Raw genomic sequence first — 11,268 nt, forward strand, 5'->3', positions numbered from 1 at the left:
TGGACATGTGTCCGCTCCAGAGCCCGCCGCGCCCGATACCCCCGACCCCGACCTGCTGATCGACTTCGCCGGTGTGGCGCTCCGCCGCGACGGCCGAAACCTGGTCGGTCCCATCGATTGGAGGGTCGAGCTCGACGAGCGATGGGTGGTGCTGGGACCTAACGGCGCGGGCAAGACGTCGCTGATGCGGCTCGCTTCGGCAGACGTCTTCCCGAGCGCCGGCACGGCACATCTGCTCGGCGAGGTTATGGGCCGCACCGTCGTGCAGGACCTGACGTCGCGCATCGGCGTGTGCTCGACGGCGCTCGCGCAGCGGGTGCCCGCGGAGGAACTCGTCACCGATCTCGTCGTGTCCGCCGGTTACGCAGTGCTCGGCCGCTGGCGCGAGCGGTACGACGACGGCGACATCGCTCGCGCCGTCGACATGCTCGAGTCGATGGGCGCAGAGCATCTCGCGAACCGCCGCTACGGCACCCTGTCGGAGGGTGAGCGCAAGCGGGTTCTGATCGCCCGCGCGTTGATGACGGACCCCGAGCTGATGCTGCTCGACGAGCCCGCCGCGGGGCTCGACCTCGGCGGGCGCGAGGAGCTGGTGGCACGGCTGTCGACGCTGGCCGAGGATCCGGACGCGCCCGCGATCGTGCTCGTCACCCACCACGTCGAGGAGATCCCACCCGGCTTCACGCACGCGCTGTTGCTCAAGGAGGGCGGGGTCGTGGCTCAGGGGCTGTTGCAGGACGTCCTCACAGCTCCGAACCTGTCAGAGACGTTCAGCCAGCGGATCGTGCTGGAGCGCTCGGGCGAGCGGTACTTCGCGCGCCGCGCGGCTCGCCCGGGCCGGCGGAGGAGGCAGTTGTGAGCGTATCGATCACGCCCGCGGCGACGGTGGTTCTGCTGCGGACCGGCACTGACGGCGTCGAGGTGTTCCTGCTTCGCAGGTCGAGCGGGATGGTCTTCGCCGGGGGCATGACGGTCTTCCCGGGCGGTGGCCTCGATGCGGCCGACGGCGACGACCTCACTGTCACCGCCGCGCGCGAGACGTTCGAGGAGTGCGGCGTGCTGCTCGTCGACGGCCTCGTCCGGGACGGAGGTCATGTCGCCGAGCGTGCCGCCGTCGAGTCGCACGAGCTGACGTTCGCGGACTTCCTGCGCAGCGAGGGGCTGCGGCTCGATACCGATCGGCTGGTTCCGTTCGCCCGGTGGATCACGCCGCCCGGGCGCACGCGTCGCTACGACACGCACTTCTACCTGGCGGCCCTGCCCGTGGGGCAGAGCGCCGACCTGCGGACGACGGAGGCCGTCGCCGCTGGGTGGGTGCGGCCGGAGATCGCGCTCGCGCAGTACGAGGCGGCCACCCACACGTTGATGACGCCCACGTACTCGGTGCTGCACACGCTGTGCGGTTTCGACACGGCCGAGGATGCCCTGGGCTGGGCCGCCGAGGTCGTGATCGAACCCGTGGGGGTCGACGAGGGCCGGAGTGAGGACGAGCGCAGGTTCCCCGGCCGCGATGAGTACATCGCCGCCCGCGCCCGTCACGACCTGGCACGCAAGGCGCTCGAGGCCGGACGCGAGGCGATCGAGGCGGCGCAGGAACCCTGACCGGGCTCCCGGTAACGTGACGGCCATGACAGAGTTCGTGACCCTCGAGACCTCCGACGAGCATCCCGGCGTGGGCACCATCCGCCTGAACCGGCCCCCGATGAACGCGCTCAACCGCCAGGTGCAGAGCGAGTTGCTCGCGGCCGCACGGGAGGCGAATGCGCGGGCCGACATCAAGGCCGTCGTCGTGTACGGCGGTGAGAAGGTGTTCGCCGCCGGGGCCGACATCAAGGAGATGCAGGGCATGTCCTACGCGGATATGAGCGAGGCATCGCACGAGCTGCAGAGCGGCATCGCCGCTGCGAGCGTCATCACCAAGCCGACCGTCGCCGCGATCACCGGTTACGCGCTCGGCGGGGGGCTCGAGCTCGCGCTGTCCTGTGATCGCCGCGTCGCGGGCGACAACGCCAAGGTGGGCACTCCCGAGGTCCTGCTCGGCGTGATCCCCGGCGGGGGCGGTACGCAACGCCTCGCGCGCCTCGTCGGGCCGTCCAAGGCGAAGGACATCGTCTTCACCGGTCGCTTCGTCGGTGCCGAGGAGGCACTTGCGATCGGGCTGATCGACCAGGTCGTCGCGCCCGACGAGGTGTATAACGCGGCCCTGACCTGGGCTAAACAGTTCACCGGCGCAGCATCGCAGGCGATCCGCGCAGCAAAGCAGGCCATCGACCAAGGGCTCGACGTGGATCTGGAGAACGGTCTCGCGATCGAGCGGCATCTGTTCGCGGGCCTGTTCGCCACCGAGGACCGCGAGATCGGCATGACCTCGTTCATCGAGAACGGACCGGGTAAGGCGAAGTTCACAGGGCGGTAGTCTGGACGACCATGACCGACGAACAACCGGCACCCAACCCGCACGCCAGCGCGGACGAGGTCGCTGCCGCGTACCAGGACACCAAGCTCGCGCAGGTCCTCTACCACGACTGGGAGGCCGAGACCTACGACGAGAAGTGGCACATCAGCTACGACGAACGGTGCATCAGCTATGCGCGTGACCGGTTCGAAGCGGCCGTGGGACCGGCCGGCGCCGAGCCGTACGAGAGGGCGTTGGAGCTGGGCTGCGGTACGGGCTTCTTCCTGCTCAACCTCATGCAGGGCGGTATCGCCAAGAAGGGCTCCGTGACCGACCTGTCGCCCGGCATGGTCAAGGTCGCGACGCGAAACGGCCAGGAGCTCGGGCTCGACGTCGACGGGCGCGTCGCCGACGCCGAGACCATCCCCTATGAGGACGACACGTTCGACCTCGTAGTGGGCCACGCGGTCCTGCACCACATCCCCGACGTGGAGCAGTCGCTGCGGGAGGTGTTGCGCGTGCTCAAGCCCGGCGGTCGCTTCGTCTTCGCGGGCGAGCCGACCACCATCGGCGACTTCTATGCGCGCTGGCTGGGCCGGATCACCTGGGGCATCACCACCAACGTCACCCGTCTTCCGTTCCTTTCGAGCTGGCGCAAGCCGCAGGCCGAGCTCGACGAGTCGTCCCGCGCCGCCGCGCTCGAGGCCGTGGTGGACATCCATACGTTCGATCCGGACGAGATGGAGGCCCTCGCTCGTCGCGCCGGCGCCGTCGATGCACACGTGACCACCGAGGAGTTCTCGGCGGCATTCCTGGGGTGGCCGGTACGCACGTTCGAGGCCGCGGTACCCGAGGGCAAGCTCGGCTTCGGCTGGGCGGGCTTCGCATACGGCGGCTGGAAGCGGCTCTCGGCTCTCGACGAGAACCTGCTGAGCCGCGTAGTGCCGCGCAAATTCTTCTACAACCTGGCCATCACGGGAACCAAGCCCGAATAGGTGGACTCCGAGGAGCTCGGGTTCCTCGTATCGCCGGCGGGTGAGCGGGCGGTCGCGGACGCGGCCGCCCGCTCCCTGTCGGACGGGACCCTGGTCGCCGACGTCGCCGCGCTGCGGGCCGCGCACGGCGACGGTGCCCGCGCCGCCGTCGAGTTGGTGCGGGCGCGGCGCAGGGCCGAGGGCAAGCTCGACGCCCCGCATACGTGGCTCCTCGACTCCGAGTCGCTGCAGCAGGCGACGCCATCGGCCGTCGCATCCCATCGCGCGGCACGGCTCGCGGGGCTCTCCGTGCACGATGTCACGTGCTCGATCGGCGCCGAGCTGCGCGCGCTGACCGCGGTCTGTCCACGCGTTGTCGCCAGCGATCTCGACGAGGTGCGTGCGGCGATGGCGGCACGGAACGTGCCACGTGCGTTGGTATTCCGTGCCGACGCACTGGATTCGACGTCAGGTGCAGACGTGGTGATCGCCGATCCCGCGCGCCGCGCGGGCGGACGTCGCATCGTCGATCCCGAGCGGATGGTGCCCCCGCTGAGCGCGCTTCTCGCCGCGTATGGTGGGCGTTCGCTCGCGGTCAAGACGGCCCCGGGAATCGATTACGACCTCCTCTACCGCTCGGGCTTCGCGGGCGAGGTCGAAGTGACGTCGCTCGACGGTGGCGTCCGCGAGGCGTGCCTGTGGTCGGGGCCCGTCGCCGTTCCCGGCCTGCGACGTGCGAGCGTACTGCGACGCGGTGGCGGAGGATTCGAGGTCACGTCCAACCAGCGCGACGACGTCGAGGTCGCGTCGGCGGGGAAGTACCTGATCGAACCCGACGGCGCCGTGATCCGTGCGGGACTGGTGCGGCACTACGGATTCCGCCACGACCTGTGGCAGCTGGACCCGCACATCGCCTATCTCACAGGAGATTCCGTTCCGCACGGTGTGCGTGGATTCGAGGTTCTCGAGGAGCTGCCCTTCTCGGAGAAGAACCTGCGTGCCGCACTCCGCGCCCGCGACGTCGGCACAGTCGAGATCCTCACCCGCGGCGCCGGGATCGATCCGGACGCGCTGCGCCGTCGGCTGAAACCCGCTGGCACGCACTCTCTCACCGTGGTCATAGCGCGCATCGGACGCGGCGTCACCGCGTGGCTCTGCCGCCCCACACGCTGACCGACCCCGGTCGTCGCACCGACCGCGGTGCAGGGCAGGGGGCGGCGGTCATAGACGCGTTGCGGTACGGACGAGGTCGGCGACGGCTCGTGATCGACTGTGTGGTGGCCAGGCGATGACGGTTGTGACCGCAGGTGCGTCCGATACGGGCACGACGGCATGAGCGTGCCGGTGCGCGCGCACCGACTCGGGCACGAGGGCGTAGGCCCGTCCGAGCGCGATCAGCTGGAACAGCTGGGTGTGATCGCGCACCTTCGGACCGGGACCGTCGCCGTAACTCCCGTCGGGGCGTGGCCAGCGCGGCGCCGGCAGGTCGATCAGGGCGTCTACCTCGGCCCTCGATACGGATGGTCGATCGGCGAGCGCGTGCCCCGCGGGCAGCACGAGGACCTGTCGTTCGGTATGCAGGTCCTCGGTGTCCAATCCGGCGACAGTGTCGTAGGGCCGTTGGAGCAGCGCCACGTCGGCGCGCCCGTCGCGCAGCAACCTCTCCTGCTCGCCGGGGCCGCACAGCACCACCTCGACGTCGATGGCGCCGGGCTCTGCGGCGAAGGAGTCCAGTAGCTTCGACAGCAGGTCGCTGGAGGCTCCGGCCTTCGTCGCCAGGATCATCCGACCGGGCTGCTCGATACCGGCGCGACGGGTGCGGCGCCGTGCGGCTTCGGCGGCGTCCAGTACGGCGTGGGCCTCGGTCAGTAACACCTGCCCGGCTTCGGTCAGAGTGATCACGCGGTTGCTGCGGTTCAGCAGCACCACTCCGAGCCGTCGTTCGAGTCGCTGGATCGCCCGCGACAACGGCGGCTGCGCGATCGCCAGCCGATTCGCCGCCCGCCCGAAGTGCAACTCCTCGGCGACAGCCACGAAGTATCGCAGCTCCCGTGTCTCCAACACGGGCCCATCGTATCCGCCTCTGACCACGATCGATACCCGCACAGTATCGTGGCGCACCCAGTCGGTCTTGGACGGTCGGTCCGGTTCTGCGGCAGCGTCTGTGACATGGGCATGAATGAGCGTACGAACGTCGCGGTGATCTTCTACAGCGAGGCGGGCAGCATCAGAGGACTGGCCGAGGCCGCCGCCGAGGGCGCGCGTGAGGCGGGCGCCGACGTCCGGTTCCTCTCGGCCGATGACGCAGCTACCGACGACATGGAATGGGCCGATGTCGTCCTTTTCGGGACGCCCAGTCACTACGGCACGATCGCTGCGCGGCTCAAGACGTACATCGACAGCACCGGCGACCTGTGGCGGGCAGGGCGGCTGGCCGACAAGGTGTACGGCGCTTTCGTATCCAGCGCCAGCACGCACGGCGGCCAGGAGACCACCCTGACGAATTTCACAACGATCTTCACCCACTGGGGCGGGATCATCGTGCCTCCCGGTTTCACCGCACCGGTCCCGGCTGACGAGCAGATGCGATCGGGGAATCCGCACGGGGCTGGGCACGTCGCCGGTTTCGGCGACCCACCCACGGAGTTCGCGTTGGCCGCGGCCCGCTACCAGGCCGGGCGCGCTGTCGGAGTCGCCGTCCGACTGAGGTCGGCAGTGCCGGATCCTGCGGCGTAGGCGTTCCGGCAGCCAGTCGTGGCGAAGTGGCTATGTACGCCCGGGTGGGTGCGGGGCCACGCTGATGCGGTGACGATATCGACGACCGCGGCCCTCGGTATGACCCTGACCGCTCTGGGAATGGTGCTCACTCCTGGGCCCAACATGCTGTACCTGGTGTCGCGCAGCGTGTCTCAGGGCCGGGTTGCGGGCCTGGTCTCGCTGGCGGGCACCGGGGTGGGCTTCGTCGTCTACCTGGTGGCGGCCAACGTGGGGCTCGCGGTGGTGTTCGTGGCGGTGCCGTGGCTGTATATCGGGTTCAAAGGGGCAGGCGCGCTGTACCTGGCGTGGCTGGCCTGGCAGGCGCTACGCCCGGGAGGCAAGGGCGTGTTCGAACCGGGCTCCGTCGCCCGCGACCGCCCGGCGAGGCTGTTCGCGATGGGCCTGACCACCAACCTGCTCAACCCGAAGGCGGCGATCATGTACCTCGCACTGATTCCGCAGTTCATCGATCCTGCTCGCAGTCACGTTGTGGCGCAGGGCTTCCTGCTCGGCGGCATCCAGATCTCGGTCAGCCTGGTGGTCAACGCGGCACTGATCTTGGGCGCCGGCTCGGTCGCCGCGCTACTGGCGGCGCGTCCCGGGTGGGCGGTGTGGCAGCGGAGGGTCACCGGCACGATGCTCGGAGCGGTCGCACTGCTTGTGGCGCGGGAGGTGCCGCAGCGTGCGCGGGTGTAGCGCTACAGCGGCAGGGTGAGGATGCGGGCACCGTCGTCGGTGATCGCGACCGTGTGCTCGCTGTGCGAGGCGCGTGAACCATCGGCGGATCGGATCGTCCAGCCGTCGTCGTCGAAGACCACCTTGTCGGTCGTGGCGCACTGCCAGGGCTCGAACGCGAACGTCATTCCGGGCCTCAGCGTGAGGCCTCGGCCCGGCCGGCCGAGGTTCGGGATGTGCGGGTCCTCATGCATCGTGCGGCCGAGTCCGTGCCCACCGAACTGGGTGTTCACCTTGTACCCGGCGCCCTGCAACACCTCGCCGATCGCGTGCGAGACGTCGCCCAGCTTGGCGCCCGGGCCGGCGGCCGCGATCGCGGCGTCGAGGGCCGCCTCCGTGGTGGCTATGAGCCGCCGGTCCTCGGGTAGCGCAGGGCCGATCACGACGGTGCGCGCGGCGTCGGCGACCCAGCCGTCGATCGAGACCGCGATATCGACCGAAAGCACATCGCCCTCGGTGAGGATGTGGTCGCGCGGGAGGCCGTGCAGGCAGGCGTCGTTGACCGACAGGCAGGTGACATTGCGGAACGGGCCGCAGCCGAACGAGGGCGCGTAGTCCCAGTAGCAGGACTCGGCGCCCCGAGCCGCGAGCATGCCGCGCGCATGATCCTCCAGGTCGAGCACGTTGACACCCACCTGCGCGCGCGACGTCAGGGCGTCCAACAACTCGGCGATGAATCCGCCTGTGACGCGCATCTTCTCGACCTCCGAAGGGGTCTTCAACTCCATCATGGTATTTTTATACCAGATGTGGCATCATGGTTTCCGTGATGGTGCGCAGGCCGCTTACCGATGCACAGATCGCTGCCGGGCGCCGGCTGGGCGACGAACTGCGCCGCGCCCGCGGCGAGCGCCGCCTCGACGACGTCGCCGACGCCGCGGGGATCTCGCCCGAGACGCTGCGCAAGATCGAGGCCGGACGGATGCCGTCGCCCGCATTCGGTACCGTCGTCGCTCTGGCAGAGGCGCTCGGCCTCCCACTCGACGACCTCGCTCGCGAGTATCGCGGGGTCCCGGCCTAGCGCACCGCCACGAGTACTCGGTCGGACCCGCGCTGCCACACGGTGCCGATCTCCCCGAATCCCGCTGCGCGCAGCGCGGCGACATGGGCGTCGAAGTCCGGCGGCGTCTCCTGCCGCGTCTTACCGGCGAACGCGGCGGCCCGGGCCGCGACCAGCTCTGCGCCGCCCGGCTCCCGGCCGAACGCCTCCCACCACTGCTCCGCCGTCTCGATGCCCCGGGCAGCGAACGCCTCGTCGGACCACTCCCGCTCCAGCCGCTCGTCGTCCAGGCGGCGCAGCGTGGGCTCGCCGAACGCCAGGTGGTCGGCGTCGATCAGGACGCCGCCCGGGCGTAGCAGGGCGTGCGCGTCGCGATAGGTGCGGGCGAGTGGCTCGGGGTGCAGCCAATGCAGGGCCGTGCTGCTGACGACGGCATCGATGCGCGCCTCGCCGATCTCGTCGACCCACGCGGGGGAGTCCAGGTCCGCCTTCACCAACCGCAGCCGGCCGCCTACGGAGCCGAGCGCGCCCCGCCCGAGCGCGAGCATCGCGGGGTCGAAGTCCACGCCGACGGCGCGTGCGGCGGGAAAGCGGGCGAGCAGCCGTGCGCTCAGCGACCCCGGGCCGCAGCCCAGGTCGACAGCGACGAACTCGGGCGGCAGCAGCGCCTCCAGCACGTCGAACACAGCCGTGAACCGTTCCTCGCGCTGCGAGACGTACCCCGCCTGCTGCCTGTCCCACCGCTCGAGCCATGCCGCCCAGTCGATACTCATGGATCTCAGCCTGCCGCATGTAAGGCGGCAGAGTCGTGAACGTTTCGGCACCGAGTAGGTCGGCAACCCGATCTTGGGCGGCGCCTCGATGCCCAGACTGATCGCCCGATCACCGGCCACCTGCGTGGCCGGCCGGCCGCATCGGGAACACCGAAAGGCCGTTCGCGCCCAGCCGCCGCGGCCGCGTGGTATCGCTCGTCTGGTGCTCCCTCCTCGGGTATGTTTCGACGAGCGGGTGCGCAGTGCGGTCGGTACAGAGGGCGCCGCCACCGACGGTCCTCCCCGCGGTGCACCGGAACCCGCCATCGGGCTGCGGGACCCGTTCAGAGGTTCTTGCATCGCGCGCCTTTCTCGTCACCGCCGGGCGGCACTTCGCACGTCGGTGTGTCACCGGACGTCGAGCTTCACAGATCACGTAGCGCCGCTTGCTTGTTCGGCGGCTGAAGTGGCTGCACTGTCGAGGCATGACCAATCCGAAACCGCGGCCACCGGTGCTGGTCGCCCTGTCCCGGCCAGCGCTCGCGGAGCTCCTCGCGCCGCAGCACGCCTCGCAATTGACACGGCTCGCTCAGCGTCTCGAATCCGTGGCGGACGCCGTCGTCTTAGGGTCCGACATCGTCATCGATTCGCAGGACGCAGGGGCAGGCGGCGTCGACCCGACCGTCGGGGCTATCACCCTGGCGCATCACACGACGAGCCTCGGACTGATCGTCGCCGCCGCGCCGCAGCGTGACCACCCGTACAACATCGCGCGTCGTCTGTCGACGATCGATCACGCATCCCGCGGCCGGGCAGGCCTGCTCATCGGGGCCCTGGACCGGGGCGCGAGCCCGGGGTCGCCCTGGACGCGGGCGACGCCCACCGCCGCCGCGGCCGACGCGGTGCGGGTACTGCGTGAGCTCTGGCGCAGTTTCCCGCTGGACGCCATCGTGGCCGACCGCGCGACCGGGGTCTTCGCGGAGTCGCACCGGGTGGTGGCGATCGATCATCGCGGCGCGTTCGATGTCGATGGGCCGCTGCAGGTGCCGTGGAGCCCGCAGATATGGCCCCCGGTCCTAGCCTGGTCGCCCGGTCCGGCCGATGCCGCCCTCGCGGCGGTCGCCGATGTGGTGATCCGGCCCGGTGACGGCCGGACTGTGGTGCACCGGGTAGACGATCTCGAATCACTGCGACATCTGGTGCGGGATGCGCCGGATACGGGAACGCTCCCGTCCGGGTGGCTGCGTGAACGGTTCGGTCTGGTGCGCGTCGAGCCGCCCACGCACGGCCGCCGGGTCTTTCCCGACCCGGCCGAGACGGATACGCACACATCGACGACTGACAAGGCGGGGGCTACTCATGGCAACTGATGTGCAGCGACACGTGATCCTCAACGTCAACGTCCTCGACGTCGGCATCACACACGATGCCTGGCGGCACAACGATCTCGACGGCCTCGCGTTCGTCGACATCGAGTACTTCAAGCACATCGGGCGTATCGCCGAGCGTGGGAGTCTCGACGCGTTCTTCCTCGCCGACGGCCCGGGACTGCGAGAAGACCCGCGCTACAAGCCCTCCCGTGCCCTCGAACCCACGTTGATCCTTGCGGCGGTCGCAGCGGTCACGGAGAACCTGGGGCTGATCGGTACCGCATCGTCCACGTTCAACGATCCGTGGGAGCTGGCATACCGGTTCCTGTCGCTCGACTACGCGTCGGGCGGCAGAGCCGCGTGGAACGTGGTAACCACCTACAGTCCGGATGTCGCCGGGAACTTCGGCCTTCCCGAACTCCCGGACAGGGACACCCGATACCGACGGGCGGGGGAGTTCGTCGAGGTGGTCACCGCACTCTGGCGCTCGGCCCTCGGCGGACCCGCAGTCGATCACGACGGCGAGTTCTTCGAGATCAGTGGCCGTCTCCCGGCACCCGCCTCGGCGCAGGGATATCCGCTGCTGGTGCAGGCAGGCGGCTCGCCTGCCGGCAGAGAGCTCGCAGGCCGTGAGGCCAACGCGGTGTTCTCTGCCGAGCTGAGCTTGCGCGCCGGTGTCGAGCACTACGAACACGTGAAGGCGGTCGCCGCCGCCGCCGGGCGGGACCCGGCGCACGTGAAGATCCTGCCCGGCCTCATCACCACGATCGGGAGTACCGAGGACGAGGCGCAGCGGCGACATGCCGAGACCGAGACCACCGCGCCGGACGGGTTTCCGCTGTCCCGCCTCGAGACACTGCTCGGGGTGCCACCAGGCGAGCTCGACGTCGACCGCCCGGTCCCTGGCCGGATCCTCGCCGCTCCCGCCGACCCGGCACGGTTCGGCGCATCGCTGGGGTTCCGCGAATCCGTCGTACGTCTGGCCGAGGAGGAGCGCCCTACCGTCCGGGCACTCCTGGGCCGGTTGGCGGGCGCAGGCGGACACCGGAAGATCACCGGGACTCCGGAGCAGGTGGCAGACACCATAGAGCAGTGGTTCCGGGCCGGTGCTGCCGACGGATTCAATCTCATGCCCGATCGCTTCCCCGACGGCTTGGAGGACTTCGTGGATCACGTGGTGCCGATCCTGCGCGCGCGTGGTTTGTTCCGACATGAGTACTCCGAGCGCACGCTGCGGGGCCGGCTCGGTATCCACCTGCAGGGTCGGGCTGCCGCCGCTTCGTGA

At 69.9% G+C, this 11,268-nt stretch carries 13 protein-coding genes; 10 read left to right on the plus strand and 3 right to left on the minus strand.

Annotated features, from left to right (window positions below):
- The first annotated feature begins 7 nt into the window (after positions 1–7).
- Genes P0W64_RS04555 through P0W64_RS04575 form a run of 5 tightly spaced genes read left to right on the plus strand, consistent with a single transcriptional unit; the run spans position 8 to position 4,542 of the window.
- A complete protein-coding gene (locus P0W64_RS04555; protein ID WP_275478881.1) occupies positions 8–859 on the plus strand; it encodes an ABC transporter ATP-binding protein in 852 nt (283 codons plus the stop codon).
- Positions 856–1,602: an NUDIX domain-containing protein gene (locus P0W64_RS04560; RefSeq protein ID WP_275478882.1), complete on the plus strand. Its 747-nt coding sequence runs from the start codon at positions 856–858 to the stop codon at positions 1,600–1,602. Before P0W64_RS04555 ends, P0W64_RS04560 begins: the two co-directional genes overlap by 4 nt.
- A gap of 25 nt (positions 1,603–1,627) precedes the next feature.
- Positions 1,628–2,416, plus strand: coding sequence for an enoyl-CoA hydratase-related protein (locus P0W64_RS04565; RefSeq protein WP_275478883.1), 789 nt, complete (start codon positions 1,628–1,630; stop codon positions 2,414–2,416).
- Between the two features lie 11 nt (positions 2,417–2,427).
- Positions 2,428–3,390, plus strand: coding sequence for a class I SAM-dependent methyltransferase (locus tag P0W64_RS04570; RefSeq protein ID WP_275478884.1), 963 nt, complete (start codon positions 2,428–2,430; stop codon positions 3,388–3,390).
- Complete coding sequence (locus P0W64_RS04575; RefSeq protein ID WP_275478885.1) at positions 3,391–4,542, plus strand: class I SAM-dependent methyltransferase; 1,152 nt, start codon at positions 3,391–3,393, stop codon at positions 4,540–4,542.
- 48 nt (positions 4,543–4,590) lie between these two features.
- On the opposite strand, the gene P0W64_RS04580 is transcribed toward P0W64_RS04575, so the two are convergent.
- A complete protein-coding gene (locus tag P0W64_RS04580) occupies positions 4,591–5,433 on the minus strand; it encodes a LysR family transcriptional regulator (protein WP_275478886.1) in 843 nt (280 codons plus the stop codon).
- A 105-nt stretch (positions 5,434–5,538) separates the two neighbouring features.
- Between P0W64_RS04580 and P0W64_RS04585 the strand changes: the two genes are divergently transcribed.
- Both P0W64_RS04585 and P0W64_RS04590 read left to right on the plus strand, forming a co-directional pair.
- Complete coding sequence (locus P0W64_RS04585) at positions 5,539–6,105, plus strand: NAD(P)H-dependent oxidoreductase (protein WP_275478887.1); 567 nt, start codon at positions 5,539–5,541, stop codon at positions 6,103–6,105.
- A gap of 120 nt (positions 6,106–6,225) precedes the next feature.
- Positions 6,226–6,822 (plus strand): LysE family translocator, encoded by a 597-nt coding sequence (locus P0W64_RS04590; RefSeq protein WP_275478974.1) that lies wholly within the window; start codon positions 6,226–6,228, stop codon positions 6,820–6,822.
- Between the two features lie 2 nt (positions 6,823–6,824).
- On the opposite strand, the gene map is transcribed toward P0W64_RS04590, so the two are convergent.
- Complete coding sequence (map, locus tag P0W64_RS04595; protein WP_275478888.1) at positions 6,825–7,592, minus strand: type I methionyl aminopeptidase; 768 nt, start codon at positions 7,590–7,592, stop codon at positions 6,825–6,827.
- Between the two features lie 38 nt (positions 7,593–7,630).
- Between map and P0W64_RS04600 the strand changes: the two genes are divergently transcribed.
- Positions 7,631–7,882 carry a helix-turn-helix transcriptional regulator gene (locus tag P0W64_RS04600; RefSeq protein ID WP_275478975.1) on the plus strand — a complete coding sequence of 84 codons (252 nt, stop codon included), beginning with the start codon at positions 7,631–7,633 and terminating at the stop codon, positions 7,880–7,882.
- On the opposite strand, the gene P0W64_RS04605 is transcribed toward P0W64_RS04600, so the two are convergent.
- Entirely contained in the window at positions 7,879–8,634 is a 756-nt protein-coding gene (locus P0W64_RS04605) for a class I SAM-dependent methyltransferase (protein ID WP_275478889.1), read from the minus strand. The two genes, P0W64_RS04600 and P0W64_RS04605, sit on opposite strands and share 4 nt — an antisense overlap.
- A gap of 464 nt (positions 8,635–9,098) precedes the next feature.
- Here P0W64_RS04605 and P0W64_RS04610 point away from each other — a divergent pair, with 464 nt between their 5' ends.
- Positions 9,099–9,983 carry an LLM class flavin-dependent oxidoreductase gene (locus tag P0W64_RS04610; RefSeq protein WP_275478890.1) on the plus strand — a complete coding sequence of 295 codons (885 nt, stop codon included), beginning with the start codon at positions 9,099–9,101 and terminating at the stop codon, positions 9,981–9,983.
- Positions 9,973–11,268, plus strand: a complete 1,296-nt coding sequence (locus P0W64_RS04615; protein WP_275478891.1) for an LLM class flavin-dependent oxidoreductase — start codon at positions 9,973–9,975, stop codon at positions 11,266–11,268. Before P0W64_RS04610 ends, P0W64_RS04615 begins: the two co-directional genes overlap by 11 nt.

The sequence above is a fragment of the Tsukamurella sp. 8F genome, from assembly GCF_029167375.1.
Taxonomy (GTDB): Bacteria; Actinomycetota; Actinomycetes; order Mycobacteriales; family Mycobacteriaceae; genus Tsukamurella.